A 22783-nucleotide genomic window follows, 5' to 3' on the forward strand; every position below is an offset into this window, starting at 1 on the left:
AAGGTCACGACTTGTTTAAACTCATATAAGTCAATGTGGAATGCTTAAGAGCGTGGCGCGAAGTGATTAGATAGTTATAGTGATAAGTATTGTCTTAAGCAGCACTCATGTGCTGCTTTTTTTAAAAAAGGAGGACCACAATGCTCACCCGTATCCATATTAAATATTATTATACCCTTGGTACGTTATTGGCTGCGTGCTTATGTGTGGCGCTTCCTTATGTGTTACTTAAGCTTGTTTTTGCGTGGCTTGCATTATCTTTAGGCTTGGTGAGTTCGGCGTATTGGTTTAATAGTGCAGGTATTTTCCGTAAACGCCAAGATGGCAGTATTCCTTGGTATATAGGTTGGAGCTTTATTCCGTTTTTATTGGGTTGCCAGCTATATAACGCCTGGGCGAGAAAAAATGACAAAGTTCCTGCAATACAAAAAATTGATAAGCAGCTGTATTTAGCCTGCCGGTTGTTTTCGGGCGATATTGACCGACTTAAGCATGAGAAAATTGATGCTATTTTAGATGTTACTGCAGAATTTGATGCATTAGAGTGGACTCTGGTTGATGAAAATATTGCCTATTTAAATATTCCGGTATTGGATCACAGCGTACCTAGCGTCGCACAGTTAAATCAAGCGATTAATTGGTTACATAACCAAGTCAGTAATGGCAAAAATGTCGTAGTACATTGTGCATTAGGTCGAGGGCGTTCGGTGTTAGTGCTAGCCGCTTACTTAGTGTGCCGTGAGCAAAATCGTAATGTTAATGATGTGCTGAAATCTATCAGTAGTATTCGTCAAACCGCGCGGTTAAATAAATGGCAGTTAGCGGCCGTCGAAAAAATGCATCGCCTGAATCAAATTCATATCCATAAACGTGCTTGGTTGATTGTGAACCCAGTGTCAGGTGGCGGTAAGTGGCATGATGAAGCCGATCATATAACTCAAACCTTGAGCGATTATTTTCAGCTTGAAGTCTTATATACCACTAAAGACAAGTCTGCGGTGCAACTAACCGAACATGCCAAAAAACAGGGTGCTGATATTATTGTTGCTTGTGGTGGAGATGGCACAGTTAACGAGGTTGCATCGGTGATTGTCGACAGTGATATTTATCTAGGTATTATTCCTATGGGCACCACTAATGCACTTAGTCACACCTTGTTTGGTATCACCAGTAAGTTAGTACCGGTATCGCAAGCGCTTGATATTTTGATTCAAGGTTATTCTCAGCGCATAGATACTGCCATGTGTAATGAGCAATTGATGTTGTTGCTAGCGGGCTTGGGCTTTGAGCGGAAAATGATACAGAAAGCCGATCGCGACCGCAAAAATGAGCTCGGACAGTTGGCTTACCTTAATGGTTTGTGGGAGGCGATAGATGAAAATCAGCCTTTGTCGATGAAATTACAGCTTGATAGTGGTGACATTCAAATGATTAACACCACGAGTTTAGTGATTGCCAATGCGGCGCCATTCACCAGTGTATTAGCCCAAGGAAATGGTGAACCCAATATTACCGATGGTTTGTTAGACATTACTTGGATTGAGTCCAGTGAGACATCACCACAACAATTATTGAGTATGACCGAGCTATTATTTGCCGGATTAACAGGCGAGCGTGAAGATGATCAGCAGAGTGGAATTCATCATGAGCAAGCTAAGACGATTCAGTTGAGCACGGACTCGTTGTGCAAATATGTTATTGATGGTGAGTTATTTGAGTCTGAAGATTTATGCATCAAGGTTAAACCTAAGTCATTAAATGTGTTGCTGCCTCAAGCGAGCAAACACATTTAATCACTTAGCACGCTGTTAAGGTTCGTCAGGACTCGTTTGGTCTTGGTATTTACTTAACTTGTTATAAAGGGTTTTAACGCTGATACCTAATTGTTTTGCAGTTTCATTTTTATTGCCCATAGATTCATCAAGGGCCTGATAAATTGCAGCTTTTTCTAGTTCGTCGAGGCGCATGCCCACAGGTATTTGTACGCCGTCAGTTAACGGCTCTGTTGAAGGTTCTAGCGATGACACCATGATATGGCTCGGTAAAATTTCGTTTTCTGCCAGAATATATGCACGTTCAATAGCGTGTTTCAATTCGCGGACATTACCAGGCCATTTTTGTTGTTGGATCAGGTTAAGAGCATCATCTGAAAACATTTTTGTGAGTTTTTCAGCTGTGTTTCGATATGCCAAAAAGTGCTGTGCGAGTCCACTTATGTCGTTGTTACGGTTGCGTAATGGTGGCACTTGGATGGGAAAATGCGCTAAACGAAAATATAAGTCTTCGCGAAAATGACCCGCATCAATAGCGTCGGCTAGATCGCGGTTAGTGGCGGCAATAATACGAACATTGGCTTTTTTAAGATGTTGTGAGCCTACCGAGCGATATTCATTATTTTCGAGTACGCGTAGTAATTTTACTTGGTGTTCTAACGGCATTTCGGTTACTTCATCAAGAAATAAGGTGCCGCCTTCTGCCTGCTCAAATACACCACGGTGATCTCGATGGGCACCAGTAAAAGCGCCTTTTACATGGCCAAACAGTTCGCTGTCGACCAGTTCAGGGCTTAATGCACCACAGTTAATTGCGATAAAGGGTTCGTCGACTCTATGACTAGCCAAATGAATAGTATTGGCAACGAGCTCTTTACCTGCACCGCTTTCACCAACGATGAGCACGTTGCTCTCGGTGACAGCGACTTTACGAATAGTGCGATATAACTTGTGCATCGCACGCGATGAACCAACCAATAAACCATATTGGTCTAGTTCACTCGAAAAAGGCTGTTTTTGCTTAGTCGATTGCGATTTGAAGTCTCGGGCAAAGTCTTCTAGCGTGTCGTTAATCACATCAGCATCGTAAGGCTGGCGAAAATGATAACCAGCCGTTTTTGACATTAAATGATCTAAGTTGGGGTTTGGCTTACCTTCGGTTAAGAAGATGAGCTCAATATCAGACATTATCGAACTGTCAGTTAGCTCAGCGTATTCTTGTTGGCTTAATTGTGACAGTTCAATGATAGCAACGTCTATTGAGTTACTCTTCAGTTGGTCTAACCAGGACTGGTCAACTGAGCTGGCAATCTTATTAAAGTGCTGGCTACTTGGTAAAGCAAGTAGACGAGCTTCACCTTCTTGACGGTGTAAATGGTAAAAAAGTGTTGGACGTGGCATGCCGATTCACTCCCTGTGGTATGTAGTCCAATGTTTGTCTCGGGTGTCGTGTGACAACTAAAGACAATCATTCAGTGTTGTTAGGCCATTAACGTGTAACAAAATATTATAATAACACTAATAATCAGATGGTTAATTAAATTTTGTCCATGTGCAGACGTGCTTATGTTTAGGCTTTGCTTACATAATATGTGCTGGATCTCTATAGGTTATACAACCTATAGAGCAAAGTACTAGTTAAATTATCGAATACAGGAGGATTTGCGTTGAAATCATATACTCGAGACGAACAAGTTGAGTCCGATGTGTGGCTTTTGCATGAAGCGATTGATTTATGCCAAGAGGGCGAGCAATTTTATGCCCAAGCAATACTAGGGGCCGACGATTACAACATTAAGCGGGTTTTTATCCATATGGCTGACATTAGAAAATGCATGCTAACGCGTTTAACACCATTATTTACGTTGATGCGATCCAGCCAAGCAAGACCTATGGACAGTAAAACCTTTCACCAACAATCTTCATATAAACACTATGCTAAGGCTGAACACCTGATACAGGATAAACCATTACCGCAGGTGATTGCAGTATTGGTTGAAACTGAGCAACAAGTATTAACTCAATTAAAGTACGCCGCTAAAAAAACTAAAAATAAGCGTGTCGCAGGGCAACTTGCCGAAGGCATTGCTTGGCTACAGATGAGTTTTGATACCATGAAACACCTTTCCGTTGCAGGTAATTAGTCTGCGGGTAATAAAAACGCCTGATAATGTTGATTCTCAGGCGTTTTTTGTTGATGTTCGCTTCGTCACCTTTTAAGTCTAGTCGAGGTTAAGCCACTCTTGATTGCCATGAGGAAAAATTTACCTAGTATCGGTAAAAAAGTCCGATAACATTACTATTAAAAGTCATCATAGCAATGAAAAAATTTAATTAGTTGTTATTTTACATGTGGTTATAATTGTTGGCATGATTCGCGCATTATAATCCTTGATATTAACAACGGAGGAAATCTTTATGAAAAAGACCACATTATCTGTAGTAATGAGCATCATGTTAGGTTCAATGGCATTCGGTGCAAGTGCAGCACAAGATTGGCAAGATGATGCAAAAGATGCGTGGATCGATGGTAAAGCTGAAACCACACTTTTGTTAAATACTAATTTGAATTCATTCGATATTAATACTGACGTACATGATGGCAATGTGACCCTAACAGGTAAAGTTAACAGTAGTGTTGATAAGGCACTTGCCGGAGAATTAGTGAAAAGCTTAGATGGCGTTAAAGACGTCAATAATGAATTGTCGGTAATGAAGCCTGATAGCGATAAAGACACTAATGATCTCGCTAAAACCCTCACCGATTCAAAAGTCGCTACCGTAGTCAAAACGCGACTATTATTCTCAGCCGACGTATCTGGTACCGATATTGACGTTGAGGTCAAAAATAGCGTGGTAACATTAAAAGGTTCGGTATCGAGTGATGCTGAACGTGATTTAGCTTTAATGATTGCCAAAAATACTGATGACGTAAAAGATGTTGTTAATAAGTTACGTGTCACTCAGTAATCTATTGATAATCTTTAAACCAGCCTTTGGGCTGGTTTTTTTATGCCTAAAATAGGCAATAAGTCACTATATTTTGATTATTAGCAACTAAAGTTAGCCGACTGGTCTATTCTTGTTTATCCTGTCATTGAAATGGAGGCTCAATGAACAAAAGTGCAGCAAGTAGACAATCAATATGCGCCGTAGGCGAAAAGCTTTTTGCGTTACACGGTTATAGTGGCGTGGGCATTAAATTAATTCTCGACGAGGTCGGTATTCCTAAAGGGTCTTTTTACCATTACTTTGCCAGTAAAGAGGCGTTTGCGGCAGCCGTTGCCGAACATTATTTTCAATTACGTATTCAGCCTATTGCTATCGATTCAAGCGTAAATTTTAAAACTAATTTATCAACAATGCTTAATGGGTATCATCAACTCATTGATGAGCTGTTTAGTGGCAGTGAGCCTCGTGGCTGTTTAATGGGTAACTTGATGGTTGAAGTCAGTAGCAAAGCGCCTTTATTGCATCAAACCTTAAACCACCTTTATGATCAATGGTTGGGCTTATTGAGTGCGCTTATCGAGCAGGGGCAGCTGCAAGGCCATATCCGTACAGACTTGCCAGCGTTAACACTAGCGAGTGTTTTTTGGGCGAACTGGCAAGGAACTATGCTACGCTGCCAAATTAAAGTCGATAAAATGGCTGCTAAGCGAGCTTTAGTGCAGTGTATGCAGATGATGACTCGATAGATTCAAGTGCTGCTGCAGTGATTTTGAGCGTGTATTGTGAAAACAATATTGCTATATAGAGCGGTTTTTTCGGTGTTTGGAGTAGGGTTAATTGGCTAAAAGATTATTACTTAGTTGTTTGGTTTTACTGCTGTCGGCATGTGCGTCTAGTCCGCAAGTGGTTATCGCACCTAAGCCTGTGGTAGTTCCACCCATGCTTAAGCAAGCAGCGCCCAAGTGGAGCGAGTCAAGCCTGTTAAGTTTTCATAATCAATGGAAAGGTACGCCATATCGTTTAGGTGGCCTGAGCCGAAATGGCGTAGATTGTTCAGGGTTTGTGTATTTGGCCTACCTGAACATTGTCGGCGACAAACTACCTCGTACAGTGAATTCACAGGGGACTTTGGGTAAAGACGTGCCGCGCAGCCAGTTACAAACCGGCGATTTAGTTTTTTTTAAAACCACTCGGACGGTTCATCATGTCGGTATTTACATGGGCAATGATCGTTTTTTACATGCCTCGACTAAAAAAGGGGTAAAAATTTCGAGTTTGAATAATATCTATTGGAAGCCTCGTTTCTGGTTTGCAAAACGCATAGACAATCCAACGTTTGAACAAAACATGTCGATAGCCAGTTTGGTCGAACATGTTCAACAGCAAGACCATTTATAATTTAGCAGCAGTTTAACAGCTGGTGCCGTTTATTTGCTTCAACCCTAGGCCTGCATTTGAAGTATTGCTTGGGTTGTTTTCACCGCTTAGCATCGATATATTCATGTTATAAATAGCTGTTTAGGCTAAAACCACGACGTAAACGGACCCGTTATGCCAGACTCCAAGCATTGGACCTTAAAAAGTATTGCCAAAGAATTAGGTGTGTCGAATGCGACGGTATCTAATGCGTTTAATCGTCCAGATCAGTTGTCGGAAAAACGCCGCACAGACATTCTCGCTGCCTGCAACGAGCTAGGATATTTTGGACCTAATAAAGCCGCGCAATCTTTAAGGCGTGGTAAATTTGATACGGTCGCATTGGTGTTGTCGGACAGTATTGAATACATGGTATCAGATCCTGTGGCCAGTAAATTTATGAAAGGTGTTGCGGCCGTTTTCGAGCAACATAAAATTAATTTACTGTTGTTTTCTGGTAGCTCTGACAATGTGAATGGCGTCAATGATTTTGTCGATGGCTTTATTTGTTATGGTCGCCCCCGTAACCGTTTATTGGCAGAGCAATTGAAAAAAATCCGTAAAAAAGTGGTAACGGTCGACTTTAATATTCACCGTAGTGCTTCGGTGAGTATCGATAATAAAGCCGGTGCCTATGAAGTGGCTAAGTTGGCGATTCAATCTGAGCTAGATCAGGTCGCAATTCTTGGATTACGCTTGCTTGATACCCATTTAACCTGCCGCGTGTATGATATTCATTCTATGGAAATTGACACGTCTGTAGCGCATCAGCGTTTGCAAGGTTATTTGGATGCCATTGGTGATACAGGGGTTAAGCTTGGTGATGACCGCATTTGGAATATCCCTGAAAGTAATGCCGACTTTGCAACCATAGCTGCCAAAGAAGCGCTTAATTGTGTACCGCGTCCGAATGTATTTTTGTGCATGAGTGATTTAATTGCTTTGAGTTTAATGCGCGAGGCAATCCAACAAGGTTTACGTATCCCACAAGATGTTCGAGTGGTGGGTTTTGATGGTATTGACGAAGGTACTCGGGCGATCCCGCCGCTGACGACTGTGTTCCAGTATTCAGAACAAAAAGGCCGTAAAGCCGCTGAAATGTTTATTGCTGATGCCCATCATGCTGAAGTGTTAGGTTATGAATTGTCACGTGGTGGCAGTTGTTGATGTAATATTGATGACCGGACGATTTCGATACAAATATGTTGATACAAATAAGGCGCCTAATAGGCGCCTTATTTACGTTTGAGCTTAAATTACCCGTCAGATCATTTGCTATGTTTGGCCAATAAATCGGCCAGCACAATGTGGGTCGATTGTTGCGCTGCAACTATGTTGATATGGGTTTCTTTAGTGGCAAAGTTCACGCTTAACTTGGCTGAACTGTCGCCATGCACCCAAGAAAGAGTTAACTGATTAGCCTGGTTTGTCATGGTGAACTCACCATTAAAGGCATCGACATTATTGCGAAGAGTGATCAGCTCACATAGCGTTTTAACAACCGGTTTTTGCATCGCGGTTTGAATGTCGCTTACCTGTAGATAAGGGCGGTTAATGTCACGACCTACCTGAGTTTGATTCAGCAATTCCATGGCATTAGGCACAGCCAATAAACCGGTGTAATACACCTGCGGAATACCTGGAGCAAAAAATTGTACGCTTCGAGCGATTAAATAATCAATGTCATTTTGGCCAAGCGCATCGTAGTAGGTGCAATTAACTTGATATAGATCGACATTGCTGGCTGCCGCGCCCGTTGCTTGTAAGCTTTCACCTTTGCTATTGCTATGGATGCGATTAACTAGGTTATCAATTTCTGCAGCGGTTAATAAACCTGCTTTATTGCCGACAGGGCCAGCGTCGATAATACCAATACCGTCATGAGTGTCTAATACTGTGACACAGTTGCGTGGTGCAATGGATAGCCAGTGGCTTAATGCACTGACATCTTGGCTAAATAGGCTGTGAAGGATCAATGGCGGTAGCGCAAAGTCGTACACCATGTCTACCCGCTTAGCGATATCGAGTTGGGTCATGTAGTGCGAGTGAATTTCGGCAAGGGTCGTCATGCCTAGGCTGTTGGCTTTTTTGGCTAACTCATCGACAAATTCAAATGACTCTTCAATCATAAAGCAGCTAGTGCCCGGCTTTTTAATCGCATAGCCAGCAGCGTCAAGACGAATAAGATCGACTTTGCTTTCATGAAAACGCGTTAGCACCTTGTTTAAATGCGCCTGACCTGCAGCGGTATGCACATTAATATCAATTTGGTTTGAGGTAAAAGTCGTCCAAAACTCGGCTTCTGTCCCGTCGGCAAGTTTATAGGTAGTGAAGCAACTCCCAGGACGTGGACGATAAATTTTAGCTTGGTTTTCTGCGCTCAACCCGTCTGGAAATACGCTCTCTTTAGTTAAAAATAAATCCCAGTAAACAGAACTTTTACCGTTGGCAAGTACGTCTTGAAACTCGGTAGACTCCGCTGACATGTGGTTAACGATTAAGTCGGCCATGATGTCGTATTGCTGGCCAATCTGCTTTACGTCATTCCAATCACCAAGACGTTCATCTACTTTTGCATGGTCTATAGGGTCAAAGCCAGCATCGCTGCCGTCAATTGGATAGTAAAAAGGTAACAGATGTACGCCACCAAAGAGATTATGAAGTTCTGTGTCGAGAACCTGTTTGAGTCCTTTTAAGTCTGAGTGCGCTATACGATCTACGTAAGTGATCAGCTGAACATTATTTTTCATTTTGGTGACTCTTAAAGTAAGTATTTAAAAAAACTTAATCGATTAAGTTGTATATTTAACCAATATGAAACATTATTCAAGGGCTTTGTTTAAATATTGAATTCGTTTTCTGTGGGAGAAGACGAATGTGTCGCCATAAATAGACAGTGTGACCACAAAGAAAACATATAACAATAAGGTGAGAAGTATGGTTAACCATATGAAAGAGCTAGATAATTGCGGTAACTCTAGGATAAGAATACTAACGTATTTAATGTTTTTTATGTTTGCCATGACCTCTGATGCAGTGGGAGTGATTATTCCTGAGTTGATTAACACATTTGACTTATCGATGTCACAAGCGAGCGCATTTCATTACATGCCAATGCTTTTTATTGCATTAAGTGGGCTGTTTTTAGGCTTTCTGGCAGATAAGTTAGGCCGGAAAGTAACGATTTTAATTGGCTTACTGTTGTTTGCGCTGGCCAGTTTTATGTTCGCTTTAGGTGAGTCATTTTATTATTTTCTATGTTTGTTGGCACTAGTGGGTATTGCTATTGGAGTATTCAAAACTGGCGCGCTAGGGTTAATTGGTGATATTTCAACTAACTCAAAACAACATTCAAGTACCATGAATACCGTTGAAGGCTTTTTTGGTGTGGGTGCTATGGTTGGTCCGGCGATTGTCAGTTATTTATTGATAACAGGCGTGTCGTGGAAGTATCTGTATTTTGGTGCTGGGGCGTTTTGTTTAATATTATGTTGGTTAGCTTACAAGGCTGAATACCCGCAACTTAAGCGCTCATCTACTCAAAATATTAATCTCGCCAGTACGTTTAGCATGATGAAAAACCCTTATGCATTAGGCTACTCTTTAGCTATTGGGCTTTATGTTGCTACTGAAGTGGCTATTTATGTTTGGATGCCGACGTTATTACTCAACTATGAAGGTGAGTTGGCATTAATCGCAACGTATGCGTTAACTATCTTTTTCACATTGCGGGCATTGGGACGTTTTCTGGGTGGATGGATCCTCAATCAATTCAGTTGGCAACAGGTGATGTTTTGGTTCAGTCTGGCAATTAGCTTATGTTATTTAGGCGCTATGGTGTATGGCATTTCGGCTGCGGTTATTTTATTGCCTTTATCAGGTTTGTTTATGTCTATGATGTATCCGACATTAAATTCTAAAGGGATCAGCTGTTTCCCAGTTGATCAACATGGTTCGGTTGCTGGGGTCATTTTATTCTTTACTGCACTTTCTGCTGCATTAGGTCCCTTGTTAATGGGACTGGTAGGCGACATATTTGGTCATGTTAAATACGGGTTTTATTTAGCCACCGGCTTTGCATTTATGTTGTGCTTTTTGGCAGCATACAATCTGTTTCGTGACCCCTCAGGGCATTTGTTAACCGCTGACGCTAAATAATCAACAACTACTATTATAAATATTTAATTTATTAAACATCTACTTAGGCGATTTTTTAATCCGGTTAACGATAATTGAACATAAATTGTACTTGCAATTTACTATTTAGTTGCTAACTTGTAACTTAATCGATTAAGTAAAAGGTTTAAGTTTAGCGCCTTGATTAGCTATTGAGATAGTTTGGGGCTTAGTTCGATTGATGAATATATTACTGATGTTGTTATGGGGAGATAAGACAACATCAATACACTCTATGTGGGGACATAAAAATGATAAAAAGCACATCTAAAAAATTTGTATTGAGTACGCTAGCTGTGATGGTCAGTTCAAGCTTGTGGGCTGCTGACACTGACACGGTGGAAACTAAAAAAGACGCCATTGGTCTTGAGCGCATTGTGGTAACGGGTGTCGCACGTGGTACACGTGTAATGGACTCGAGCGTGTCAGTGAGCAGTGTGTCACCAGAAGATTTAGCCATTAGCTCACCTCGTTCATCAGCCGAAGCGTTCCGTATTATTCCGGGCATGAAGGTTGAATCGACCGGTGGTGAAGGTAACGCCAACATTGCAGTACGTGGTTTACCGGTTGCCTCTGGTGGAGCTAAATTCTTGCAAATTCAAGAAGATGGTTTACCTATTTTACAGTTTGGTGATATTGCATTTGGTAATGCGGATATTTTCTTACGTATTGATTCTACAACACAAACTATTGAATCAATCCGTGGTGGTTCAGCCTCAACAGCTGCCAGTAACGCACCAGGCGGTATTATTAACGTCATTAGTAAAACGGGCACCAGTGATGCTGGCAGTATTTCGTCTACTGTGGGTCTTGATTACGATACTTTGCGTACTGATTTTGAATATGGCGCAAGCATTAATGACTCAATGCGTTTTCATATTGGTGGCTTTGTGCGTACCGGTGATGGTCCGCGTGATCCTGGTTACACCGCGAACAAGGGTGGCCAAATTAAAGCTAACTTAACCAAAGAATTTGATTCTGGTTATGTGCGTTTATATGTAAAGCACTTAAATGATAAGAGCATTGGTTATTTGCCGATGCCAATGTATTCAGATGGCAGTTCAATACCTGGATTTGATGCCCAATCTGATACGGTTCATTCGGCTAACATGTTATCAACCCTGCGCTTAGATGCTGACGGCAATATCAGCCGTGGTGATATGCGTGATGGTATGAATCCGATTGTGAATTCAGTTGGACTAGAAGCTTCATTTGATTTAGGCGATGACTGGTTAGTTGAAAACCGTTTCCGCATCTCGGATGTTAGCGGTAATTTTATGTCGTTAATGCCTGCCGAAGTGGCTAACAGCTCGAGTATTGCTGACAGTATTGGTGGCAGCGGATCATCACTGATTTATGCTAATGGTGCCAAAGCGGGTCAAGCATTTGATAGTGATTTAGCTATGCGCGTACACAGTTTTGATGTGACCATGAATGACTTTGGTTCTATCGTCAATGACATGAAATTAACCAAGACGTTTGATGATTCTAATGTCACTTTTGGTTTTTATACTGCCACGCAAAATATCAATATGACTTGGATGTGGAACTCTTATTTGATGGAAGTGCAAGGCGATAATGCGGCACTTTTAGATGTGGTCGGTGCCGATGGCACTGAGTACTCAGATAATGGTTTATACGCTTATGGCGTGCCTTACTGGGGCAATTGCTGTCAACGTAACTATGATTCAGACTACACTATTAAAGCACCGTATATTGCTGCGTCATCTAAGTTCGGCGATTTATCATTAGACGGTAGCGTGCGCTATGACTCTGGCGATGCCAGTGGTTACTATGCGGGTAATGTGCAATCACAAGTGGATATGAACCGTGATGGGGTGATTTCTCAGCCTGAGCTAAGTGTGTCGTCAATTGATAATGCTAACCCACAGTTAGTGAATTATGACTGGGGTTACCTATCATATTCATTAGGTGCTAACTATCAAGTATCTGAAGATTTAGCCGCATTTGGTCGTATCAGTCATGGTGGTCGTGCCAATGCTGACCGTTTATTGTTTGGTAAAGTGAATGCCGATGGTTCAGTTTCTGACGAAGACTCTGTGGATGAAGTAGACCAGTACGAAGTGGGTGTGAAGTATCGTTACGATAGCGTGTCGCTATTTGCCACGGCGTTTTACTCTGAAACAGAAGAGCAAAACTTTGAAGCCACTAGCCAAATATTCTTTGACCGTAAATATGAAGCCAAAGGGATTGAGTTAGAAGGTGCTTATTATGTTGGTGATTTCGACTTCCGCGGTAACGTAACCTGGACCGATGCTGAAATTGTTAAAGATGCCCTTAATCCAAGTGTAATTGGCAACACACCTCGTCGCCAAGCTGATTTTATTTACTCGCTAATGGGTCGTTATAACTTTGATAAAGGCTCTGTTGGGGTCAATTTGATTGGTACCACTGAGTCTTATGCTCAAGATAATAATGACCTAAGTTTTGATGGTTATACTCAAGTCAATGCGTTTGCATCTTACCAGTTAACCAATGCGTTATCCGTCGCGCTTAACGTCAATAACTTGTTTGATACTGTGGGTATTACCGAAGCTGAAGAAGGTTCTGTACCCGATAACAATATCATTCGTGCCAGAACCATTAACGGTCGTACAACCAGCGCCACGGTTAAGTACGAGTTTTAATCGTTTATTGTCATAACCTTAGTTGTAATAGTATTAGTTGTATTAGTTTTTAGAAATCCCTGTTAACAAGCCCATGCAAATGGGCTTTTTTTTGGACGTTTTATATGAGTACATTATTGAGTTTTGGTGAAGTATTAATTGATTTACTTCCGGTGGGCCATTCTGGTTTGGTTCACGAGCCTATCCCTGGCGGCGCGCCTGCCAATGTCGCTGTGGGTTACGCTAAATTAGGTGGTAAGAGTCTTTTTGCTGGTGGCATTAGTGCTGACGATCATGGCCAGTTGTTAACAAATACACTGGTAGAACAAGGTGTTGATGTGAGTTGTTTAGCATTAATACCAGATGCTGCTACTGCCACAGTGTTAGTTAGTTTGGATGCGCAGGGGGAGCGGTCGTTTAGCTTTAATCGGCAGAACACTGCTGACATGCTATACCGTGAAGCTGATTTTGATGCTATCGACTGGTCAAAAATTGATATTTTTCATCTTTGTTCTAATACCTTTACTGAAAAGGCTATTTTCAATGCCAGTCTTTATGGTGCTAAAAAAGCGCATAAGGAACAAGCATTAGTCAGTTTTGATGTTAATTTACGCTTGTCATTATGGCAAGACACTCGGTTGTTATCAGCCCGTGTGGAGCAATGCTTTCGTTATACTCACGTGCTTAAAATGAGTAAAGAGGAAGCATTGTATTTGGCTCAGGAGCGTGGGGCATCATTTGACGAATATTTAGCATTCTGTATTGGACAAGGGGTGAGGTTAATTTTGGTCACCAATGGCCCAGAGTCCATTTTATGCCACAGCGCTGAATTTTCCTTTGAGTTGCCGGTGCCTAAAATTGTCGCCACAGATACTACAGCCGCCGGAGATAGTTTTGTTGCGGGGTTCTTATATGAACTTGGCAGTGATGAAGGATATTTAGCGCCAGAGCTTTTAGTGCAAAAATTGCTTAATCGAGTGAAGGTTCAAACGGCTGCTGAGTTTGCGATTAAGTGTGGTGCGATAACGTGTGCGAAAAAAGGCGCATTTCCTGCGTTGCCCGTTTGGTCACAAGTGCAATAATGGATCAAGTGGGTGTAGAGTAGCGTTATTAGTCATAAAAAGAGGTCACCCTAAGGTGACCTCTTTTTGGTTATCATTGAATCAATAACGTGGTTAATCTTGGGTTATGCTTGATTCAGCTAATTCGGTTTTATTTTTGCCACGTTTTGCGAGGGCATAATAAAACAGTGGCGTTAAGATAAGGCCAAATATAGTTACCCCAATCATGCCAGAGAATACCGCAACACCCATTGCTTGACGCATTTCTGAACCTGGTCCGCTAGAAAACACCATAGGTACCACACCCATAATGAAGGCTATCGAGGTCATTAAAATAGGTCGTAAACGTAAGCGGCCGGCTTCAAGTATGGCCTCTAATGGTTCCATGCCATCATCTTGTAACTCTTTGGCAAACTCAACAATGAGAATCGCATTTTTGGTTGCTAGCCCCACCAGGACAATTAACCCAATCTGGGTAAAGATATTGTTATCTCCACCGTAGATAAGAACCCCTGTTAATGCCGACAATAGCGTCATTGGAATAATCAGAATAATGGCTATGGGTAAGCTTAGGCTTTCATATTGCGCCGCTAAAACCATAAACACTAACAAGATAATTAATGGATAAATATACGCGCCCGCATTACCTGCTAGGATCTGTTGGTAGGTGAGTTCAGTCCACTCGTACGTCATGCCATTAGGTAAGGTTTCAGCTAAAATCTTTTCAATGGCAGCTTGTGCTTCACCGCTACTAAAGCCAGGAGCTGCACCACCATTGAGTTCGGCTGTGGTAAACCCGTTGTAATGCATCACTCGGTCTGGACCAGATGAATTGGTGACATTAATAAATGAACCAATCGGCACCATTTCACCTTGGTTGTTACGTACTTTTAGTTGGGCGATTTGTTCAGGCGTTTGTCTAAACTGCTCATCTGCTTGTACGTTAACTTGATAAGTGCGACCAAATTGGTTGAAGTCGTTGGCGTAAACCGAACCCATGTATCCCTGCAGGGTGGAGAACAATTCGTCTAACGACACCGATTGCTGTTTGGCTTTGGTGCGATCAATATTCACTTCAAGTTGTGGCACATTGACTTGATAACTCGAGAACACTCCAGCTAGCTCAGGCGTTGCCCATGCTTTTTGCATCACTTGCATGGTCACTTTATACAACTCTTCGTAACCGTAATTAGCACGATCTTGAATTTGTAATCTAAAGCCACCAATGGTGCCTAAGCCTTGCACTGGCGGTGGCGGGAAAATCGCAATAAATGCGCCGTTAATCGCGGCGAATTTTTGATTTAACGCCGCAGCAATAGCACCTGCCGATAATGATGGATCTGTGCGATCGGCAAAGTCATCCAGCGGGGTAAACAAAATGGCGCTGTTAGTGCTATTGGTAAAGCCATTAATGCTTAAACCTGGAAAGGCGACAGCATGGGCAACACCAGGTTGATCTAGTGCAATACGCGACATTTCTTTCACGATAGCTTCGGTGCGATCTAATGATGCTGCGTCAGGTAACTGAGCAAAGGCGATAAGATATTGTTTATCTTGCCCAGGTACATAACCTGTTGGAGTGCTTGAGAATTGTAAGCCAGTTAAGCCGACTAAACCGATATACAAAATACCAATGACAGCCCCAAAACGAATGATTTTCTTCACTAACCAGCCGTAACCGTCAGACATACGCGCAAACATGCGGTTAAACGGTTTAAATAACCAGCCGCCTAGCAGTTTATCCATACCACGGGTCAGCAGATCTTTTTTCTCGTGATGACCTTTAAGCAATAATGCCGACAATGCAGGGCTAAGGGTTAATGAGTTAATTGCCGAAATAAAAGTGGATATGGTAATGGTTAGCGCGAACTGCTTATAAAACTGCCCGGTTAAGCCTGACATAAACGCAGTAGGAATGAATACCGCTGCCAATACCAATGTGGTGGCAATAATTGGACCGGTAACTTCTTTCATTGCCTTTTGCGTGGCAGCAACGGGCGATAATCCGTCAGAGATATTTCGCTCAACGTTTTCAACTACCACAATTGCATCATCGACCACGATACCAATCGCCAGCACTAAGCCAAACAGTGATAAGGCATTCAATGAGAAGCCCATTAGGTGCATAAAGGCGAAGGTACCCACAAGTGATACCGGAACCGCCACTAATGGAATAATGGATGCGCGCCAGGTTTGTAAAAACAGTACTACGACTAATACAACCAGCAATAATGCTTCGACCAGTGTCTGTACCACAGCTTTAATTGAGCCACGCACGAACACGGTTGGATCGTAGACGATGTCGTAGGCTAAGCCTTCTGGGAATGACTTAGACAGTTCTGCCATTTTAGAACGAACATCATCAGATATTTGAATTGCGTTAGAGCCTGATGCTTGGAACACTGGTAATGCAGCCGCGTCTTTATTATCTAGCATTGAGCGCAGGGCATAAGTCGACGCACCTAATTCCACCCGGGCAACATCTTTTAAACGAGTGATCTGACCTTGATCGCCCACTTTAACAATAATGTCTTCGAACTCTTCAACATTGGATAAACGACCTTTGACGTTAATCAGTAATTGGAAATCACTGTCGCCACTTGGTTGTGCGCCTAAACTGCCAGCTGCAGCTTGTTGGTTTTGCTCACGAATAGCAGCAACAATATTACTCGGTGATAAGCTTAAGGCGGCCACTTTATTAGGGTCTAGCCACACGCGCATGCTGTAATCGCCGGCGCCAAACACGCGCACAGCTCCTACACCGGTAATACGGGCTAATTCATCTTTGACCTTCAATACCGCATAGTTAGACAGGTATAACATGTCATAACGGTCATCGGGTGAGGTTAAATGCACCACCATGGTTAAGCTTGGTGATGATTTTTCAGTGACTATGCCTAAGCGTTGTACTTCTTCTGGTAGCCGTGGTTTTGCTCGCTCAACACGACTTTGTACTTGAGTTTGAGCTAAATCAACATCAGTACCAATTGCAAAGGTGATGGTGAGCGTCATGCGGCCATCAGACGTGGCTTGAGAAGACATGTACAACATGTTTTCGACGCCGTTAATCTCTTGTTCTAGCGGGGATGCAACTGTTTCAGCAATGATTTTAGGGTTAGCACCTGGGTAGTTTGCCGTAACAACCACGGTAGGTGGTACCACTTCTGGGTATTCGGTAATGGGCAATTGCCATACTGCTAGTGCGCCTGAAATAAAGAACAGCAGCGACAAAACAGCGGCAAAAATTGGTCTTTTAATAAAGAATTGAGACAACATTATGTAGTTTCCTTAACCCTGACTTGCGTCATCAGCAACACGTGCTGTTAATGGCTGGTTATCGAGGAGGCGTTGTGCTTGATGTAATGCTTCTAATTTTTCGCTATCAGCCATGTCGGTTAGGTTTGGCTCAATAGTGACATTAGGGCGCACTTTCTGCAGACTGTTTACCACTATGGTGTCGTTAGGTGATAAGCCAGCAGTAATAATACGTAAGCCATGAAGTTTTTCACCTAGGCTGACACTTCGATATTCAAGGGTGTTTTTGTCATTTACCAGCAGAACAAACTTGTTATTTAAGTCGGTAAAAATGGCTTTGTCGTCAATTAAAATACTGTCGTATGACTCACTACCAGCAATGCTGATACGGGCAAATAAGCCGGGTAATAATTGATTTTCTTGGTTGGCAAAGTTAGCTCGAACCCGAATAGTACCAGTTTGCTGATCAACGGTATTATCGACAAAGTCGATCACACCTTGATGATTAAAGCTGGTTTCATTTGCCAGAGCCATAACCACAGCGTTGTTACCTAAACGTGGATTTTGACGTTTGTTCTCAAACGATAACGCGGCATATTTTAAATACGTTTGCTCATCGATATCGAAATAAGCATACATATGCGATGTAGAGACTAAACTGGTGAGGTGCGTTTGACCCGCAGTGACATAGTTGCCTGCCGTTTCATTAGCATATGACACTCGACCAGTAATAGGTGCGGTAACCTGGGTATATTCAACGTTAAGTTGGGCACTAGTTAATGCTGCTTTAACTGACGCAACCGCTGCTGCAGTTTGATGCATGTTAGATCGGCGAGTATCAATCAGCTCTTCTGAAACCGCTTTTTGATGAAACAGTTTATTGGCTCGCTCATAATCATTTTCAGCAAGTTGATTAGCTGATATTGCACTGGTTAATTCTGCTTTAAGACGCTCATATTCAGCAGTAAAAACTCTCGAGTCGATGGTAAATAACACATCACCTTTTTGAACCAGTGCGCCTTCTTTAAAGTTAATCGATTCAATATAGCCTGATACTCTAGGGACTAAGGTCACTTTTTCAGGAGCTTGTAAGCGTCCGGTAAATTGATCCCACTCGGTAATGCGCTCATAAAGCACGTTAGCTACGTCTACTTTAGGCGCTGCAGGTGTATTCGCCTGTTGTGCAGGTTGTTCTCCACACGCCACTAATAGCAATGCCGTTAGGCTAACTAGTAAAGTGATTTTAATTGATTTTAACGTCTTCATGGTGCGGTCCTTTAATCAATAGCATTTACGTTTTTTCAGCAGGCTGTAGGGTGCGTTACATTGGTATACGAGTTTATTTTATACCGATAGGTATAAAATGTTCTGTACCGAACGGTAATATATAGATTAAAATAACCCTGTCAATGACTTTTGTACCGATAGGTATTAAATTATTTTGACAAGAGGTTCAATAAGCGGGAAAATAAAGTAACATCACTATTTGTAAGGTGATTTGTTGCGATGAAATAGCGTTAATCAATACTTGTTAAATTGTTATAGTTGCGACTAATCTGCATAATATTAACCCTGATGTGGCTTAATATTATGCTAAAGTATGCGGGTTGTTTGTCATAAAAGTTAGTTAAGCTTTTGATAAATAAAGCTCCGTTAATATAAGAGGTACTATTTATGACAATAACCAAAGCAGCTTGTGTTGGTCGCCCTCGTGGGTTCGATATCGACTTGGCATTAGAGCAAGCGCTTAATATTTTCTGGCGTCATGGATATGAAGGAACTTCTTTAAACGAGCTCACCGAGGCGATGGGGATTAAGAAGCCTAGCTTGTATGCCGCATTTGGTAATAAAGAGCAGCTATTTTTAAAAGCTATCGATTTATATGAAAACCGTCCAGATTCATTATTTAATACAGCTTTTAAACATCAACATATTGCTGATGTGGTTCGCGGCCTATTGCTTGGTGCTGCAGCCAAATTTACTGACTGTAGCCATCCTCAAGGTTGCGCATTAATTAACAGCACCCTGTCCTGTAGTGAAGCGAGCGAATCAATTAAGCAAGCCGTTTTAGAGCGCAAAGCACGGCATAAGCTCCAATTGGTCGCTCGATTTGAGCAAGCTAAGCAGCAAGGTGAGTTAAATGCAGATTGTCAGCCTGCAGTGTTAGCTCAATTGATTACGACCTTGTTTCAGGGGATGTCGATTCAGGCATCTGAAGGGGCAAGCATTGAAGAGTTACTGCAAATTGCCAACATGGCCGTAGATGGCATTTTGATTTTGTACATTAATCCTAAGTAACCTAGTTACTCATTCTCAAAATTAACTCGTAAATCAATTGATACTGTACTTTGTGGCAGTATCAATCTTGTTTAAACATCCACTATTCTCTAGACATCTTCTCTATCTGTTGCTTGTTACTAAGCTCTAACAGTCGCTATGGTAATACTATAAAATGTTGCTTTAACCACAACAGATAAGTTTACCGAATAAGCTGAGCTATAGCTCCCAATTTTATCGTATCCTTTTGTAATATAGATGGTTATCCAATCCGAGCAATCAAAAGGTCTGGTTAGCATTTAGCATCGACTGTGGGCTCATCGCAACTGACTCAATAGGAAGAACCCCTGCGATTAATTATATGCATAACTCTTGTGGGTGTCGGCAATTAAACCCAGTACACAGATAATCATCCTATCAATAGCCCCTAAGGTTATGCCATTGTGTTAAGGGGGCTCTGTTTATCAACTTGAGATTTTGTGAACTCACATTTATTTGGTAGATTACTCTCCTATAAATGCATTACTGATTTAACCTCATAAGGGAAAAATAACCATGAGCAAAGCTAAAATCGGCATCGTGACTGTGAGTGATCGTGCCAGCGCTGGCGTGTACGAAGATTTGTCTGGTAAAGCCATTATTGAAGTATTGAATGCGTATTTAACGTCTGAATGGGAACCTGTTTACAAGGTGATACCTGATGAGCGTGACGTTATTGAAGCCACATTGATTGATTTAGCCGATAATCAAGATTGCTGTTTAATTGTCACCACTGGCGGCACGGGCCCTGCAAAACGCGACGTAACGCCAGAGGCCACCGAAGCTGTGTGCGACAGAATGATGCCTGGTTTTGGTGAGCTAATGCGCACCGAATCATTAAAGTTTGTGCCAACAGCTATTTTGTCTCGTCAAACTGCGGGTCTTCGTGCCAACTCGTTAATTGTTAATTTACCTGGTAAACCTAAGTCAATCCGCGAATGTTTGGATGCTGTATTTCCCGCAATACCTTATTGTATCGACTTAATGGACGGACCATTTTTAGTCTGTGACGAAGCCGTGATAAAACCGTTTAGACCGAAAGCTAAGTAGTATTAATAAGCTAGCTCTGTATTAGTTTGCTGTTGTTGCAGGCCAATACAGAGCTAATGACCATTGCGATTATTCATTAACGTTTGCTTGATAACCGGGTTCATTTGCTGTGATAGATGAGTTTTATGTTTGTACCTGTTTGTGTTTCTTATTATTGATTATGTTGTAAAAAGTACTTTCAGTCATATTTAGTACTACACTAGCAATATATCTTCAGTAGGGCTGGTTCATTATGACATTAAAACGTTTTTCGCTTTTATTGTTGTCTTCACTATTACTTGCAATAACCATGTTATTGGTGAGTATTTACTATTTTTTCTACCTTCCTGGAATAAAAACTGAAATTTTAGATCAGCAACAACAAGAATATAATTTGTTGTATTCTGCATTATCGTTATCAAAAAACAGCTTAACGACCTTATGTTACGATTACGCCGTGTGGGATGAGTTAGTTGAATATATTGGTAACCCGACTGATGATTTTGTTCAACGCAGTATGCCTGACAATGCATTTAAAGCTGCAAATATTGATGCTGTTTTTGTCAGTGACATTAATAATGAGTTGGTTTGGGATTATCAGGATGACTCATTAACATCATCCAGATTGTCACTCGTTGATTTAATTCATCAGCAAAATATACCATCTTTTGCTATTTTGCCGACAACAGCAGAAATTGCATCACAAACAGTGTCTAGCCGCAGTGGTTATATCGTTTTTGGCGGAGCGCTCATTTACTTTAGTAATACCACTATTTTACCATCGACTGGTCACGGTGAAATCGTTGGTAGTTTAACTATGGTCCGCTTAGTGGATAAAGCGTTAATTAAAGATATCAGTCAGTTTTCTTTAGTGAACTTTTCAATTGCTGCTGTACAAACATCAACCAAAAGCATGCAAGAGTTTTTTAGTTTAAAACCAATTGAAAACATTGCGCCATCACACAGTTGGCTAATTCGTAATACATTTGATAACCAAGCAATACAGGTGACTTTACACCATAAAAAAGTGTCGTTACCCCAATTGAATTGGGTCTCGGCCATAACGATATTGTTGTCAATAGTGTTGATTGTTTCTCTCTCGTTAATGGCATTATCAAGACTGCTTATTAAGCCGCTTATTCGTTTTAACAAAAGCATTAATGACTCATCAGATAATAATTTTATGAGCAAAATGGCTTCCAATCATTTCATCGATGAAATCGAAAATGTGTCTTACTCATTTAATCAATTACTGCTTAAGTTTAACGCTCAACAAAATTACTTAGAGACCTTAGCGGTTCAAGATTCGCTCACAGGCATTACTAACCGGAGAGGACTAGAATCATTTTCAAAGCGAATTATTTCACGTTGGCATCTGGAAAATATTGGTTTCAGTGTGATGATGATTGATGTCGATAATTTTAAGTATTTTAATGATCAACAAGGTCATCTTAATGGCGATGATGCATTAGTTGCCGTCGCGACCTGTCTGGTAAAGGTCATGGCTCCATATGATGCGCTTGCTTCTCGATATGGTGGTGAGGAGTTTTGTATAATTTGGGCCGATAATCATTATCAAAATATATTGAAAGTCGCAGAAGAAATTCGTGAGTCTATCGAGCAATTGCAGATCCCCAATAAAATAGATGGCCGAAATTGGGTCACCGTTAGTATTGGTGTTGTTGTGGTTGATGATAAATTAGCCGGCGTACAAAAATACAACTTTAGCGATGTACTACAACATGCAGATGAGCAACTTTATTTGGCCAAACAAACGGGGCGTAATACCGTCATCGTGGCGAGGTTTAGCAACTAAATATGCCAAATACCGATGAGTTAACTCGATATTTGGCACTTTAGCACAAGCACTACAACTTTTTAAATTGCTGCTTAAGCTCAAAATCGCTGTCAGTTACCAGTTTTTCTAACACTTGTATCCGTTCGATTAATGCTTGGTTTTGGGCTTTTATATCGGCGACACCATCGGCGTCAGCTTTTTGTTTATGCTTTAAATAATGTTTAAACATTTCGGATGCCGTGGTGCCGACAATAACAATAAATACTAACGCTATGATCGCAATATCGTTGTCCATAATATGCTCCTTGTTAATGCTCTTTGCTATATCAATTCTTGTGAATCAGTTTTGAATCAATTGGTTGTAAATCTACCTGCCTTACT

Annotated in this window: 17 protein-coding genes; 12 read left to right on the forward strand and 5 right to left on the reverse strand. The window is 41.4% G+C overall.

The genetic code is table 11. The annotated features are described in order from the left end of the window. Positions 1 to 140 precede the first annotated feature (140 nt). Positions 141 to 1793, forward strand: a complete 1653-nt coding sequence (locus H5123_RS12660; RefSeq protein ID WP_124016637.1) for a diacylglycerol kinase family protein — start codon at positions 141 to 143, stop codon at positions 1791 to 1793. A 15-nt stretch (positions 1794 to 1808) separates the two neighbouring features. On the opposite strand, the gene H5123_RS12665 is transcribed toward H5123_RS12660, so the two are convergent. Next, complete coding sequence (locus H5123_RS12665) at positions 1809 to 3173, reverse strand: sigma-54-dependent Fis family transcriptional regulator (protein WP_124016638.1); 1365 nt, start codon at positions 3171 to 3173, stop codon at positions 1809 to 1811. A gap of 266 nt (positions 3174 to 3439) precedes the next feature. Between H5123_RS12665 and H5123_RS12670 the strand changes: the two genes are divergently transcribed. The 5 genes from H5123_RS12670 to H5123_RS12690 all read left to right on the forward strand — a co-directional run bounded on the left by H5123_RS12670 (position 3440) and on the right by H5123_RS12690 (position 7307). Continuing rightward, positions 3440 to 3916 (forward strand): hypothetical protein, encoded by a 477-nt coding sequence (locus H5123_RS12670; protein WP_124016639.1) that lies wholly within the window; start codon positions 3440 to 3442, stop codon positions 3914 to 3916. 274 nt (positions 3917 to 4190) lie between these two features. After that, complete coding sequence (locus H5123_RS12675) at positions 4191 to 4742, forward strand: BON domain-containing protein (RefSeq protein ID WP_182698188.1); 552 nt, start codon at positions 4191 to 4193, stop codon at positions 4740 to 4742. A gap of 143 nt (positions 4743 to 4885) precedes the next feature. Next, the gene (locus H5123_RS12680; RefSeq protein WP_182698189.1) at positions 4886 to 5470 is read left to right on the forward strand and encodes a TetR/AcrR family transcriptional regulator; all 585 of its coding nucleotides are present in this window, start codon (positions 4886 to 4888) and stop codon (positions 5468 to 5470) included. Positions 5471 to 5561: 91 nt separating this feature from the next. Next, complete coding sequence (locus H5123_RS12685) at positions 5562 to 6122, forward strand: C40 family peptidase (protein ID WP_124016642.1); 561 nt, start codon at positions 5562 to 5564, stop codon at positions 6120 to 6122. 153 nt (positions 6123 to 6275) lie between these two features. Continuing rightward, on the forward strand, positions 6276 to 7307 hold the full coding sequence (locus H5123_RS12690; RefSeq protein ID WP_182698190.1) for a LacI family DNA-binding transcriptional regulator: 1032 nt from the start codon (positions 6276 to 6278) through the stop codon (positions 7305 to 7307). 101 nt (positions 7308 to 7408) lie between these two features. Here the strand turns inward: H5123_RS12690 and gtfA are convergent, their stop codons facing one another. Beyond that, positions 7409 to 8890: a sucrose phosphorylase gene (gtfA, locus tag H5123_RS12695; RefSeq protein WP_182698191.1), complete on the reverse strand. Its 1482-nt coding sequence runs from the start codon at positions 8888 to 8890 to the stop codon at positions 7409 to 7411. Between the two features lie 187 nt (positions 8891 to 9077). Here gtfA and H5123_RS12700 point away from each other — a divergent pair, with 187 nt between their 5' ends. The 3 genes from H5123_RS12700 to H5123_RS12710 all read left to right on the forward strand — a co-directional run bounded on the left by H5123_RS12700 (position 9078) and on the right by H5123_RS12710 (position 14025). Next, the gene (locus tag H5123_RS12700; RefSeq protein ID WP_124016645.1) at positions 9078 to 10298 is read left to right on the forward strand and encodes a sugar MFS transporter; all 1221 of its coding nucleotides are present in this window, start codon (positions 9078 to 9080) and stop codon (positions 10296 to 10298) included. 269 nt (positions 10299 to 10567) lie between these two features. Further along, on the forward strand, positions 10568 to 12964 hold the full coding sequence (locus H5123_RS12705) for a TonB-dependent receptor domain-containing protein (protein ID WP_124016646.1): 2397 nt from the start codon (positions 10568 to 10570) through the stop codon (positions 12962 to 12964). A 104-nt stretch (positions 12965 to 13068) separates the two neighbouring features. Then, a complete protein-coding gene (locus H5123_RS12710) occupies positions 13069 to 14025 on the forward strand; it encodes a carbohydrate kinase (RefSeq protein ID WP_124016647.1) in 957 nt (318 codons plus the stop codon). A gap of 93 nt (positions 14026 to 14118) precedes the next feature. On the opposite strand, the gene H5123_RS12715 is transcribed toward H5123_RS12710, so the two are convergent. Next, entirely contained in the window at positions 14119 to 17283 is a 3165-nt protein-coding gene (locus tag H5123_RS12715) for an efflux RND transporter permease subunit (protein WP_371698144.1), read from the reverse strand. A gap of 9 nt (positions 17284 to 17292) precedes the next feature. Continuing rightward, positions 17293 to 18525 carry an efflux RND transporter periplasmic adaptor subunit gene (locus tag H5123_RS12720; protein WP_124016649.1) on the reverse strand — a complete coding sequence of 411 codons (1233 nt, stop codon included), beginning with the start codon at positions 18523 to 18525 and terminating at the stop codon, positions 17293 to 17295. Between the two features lie 408 nt (positions 18526 to 18933). Between H5123_RS12720 and H5123_RS12725 the strand changes: the two genes are divergently transcribed. The 3 genes from H5123_RS12725 (at position 18934) to H5123_RS12735 (ending at position 22420) form a co-directional block, all read left to right on the forward strand. Then, entirely contained in the window at positions 18934 to 19557 is a 624-nt protein-coding gene (locus tag H5123_RS12725) for a TetR/AcrR family transcriptional regulator (protein ID WP_124016650.1), read from the forward strand. Between the two features lie 534 nt (positions 19558 to 20091). Continuing rightward, entirely contained in the window at positions 20092 to 20625 is a 534-nt protein-coding gene (gene mog, locus H5123_RS12730; RefSeq protein WP_182698193.1) for a molybdopterin adenylyltransferase, read from the forward strand. Between the two features lie 232 nt (positions 20626 to 20857). Further along, entirely contained in the window at positions 20858 to 22420 is a 1563-nt protein-coding gene (locus H5123_RS12735; protein WP_182698194.1) for a diguanylate cyclase, read from the forward strand. A gap of 52 nt (positions 22421 to 22472) precedes the next feature. On the opposite strand, the gene H5123_RS12740 is transcribed toward H5123_RS12735, so the two are convergent. Then, positions 22473 to 22697 carry a hypothetical protein gene (locus H5123_RS12740; protein ID WP_124016654.1) on the reverse strand — a complete coding sequence of 75 codons (225 nt, stop codon included), beginning with the start codon at positions 22695 to 22697 and terminating at the stop codon, positions 22473 to 22475. Positions 22698 to 22783: the final 86 nt, after the last annotated feature.

The sequence above is a fragment of the Shewanella sp. SR43-4 genome (genome assembly GCF_014163845.1).
In the GTDB taxonomy this organism is placed as follows: Bacteria; Pseudomonadota; Gammaproteobacteria; order Enterobacterales; family Shewanellaceae; genus Shewanella; species Shewanella vesiculosa.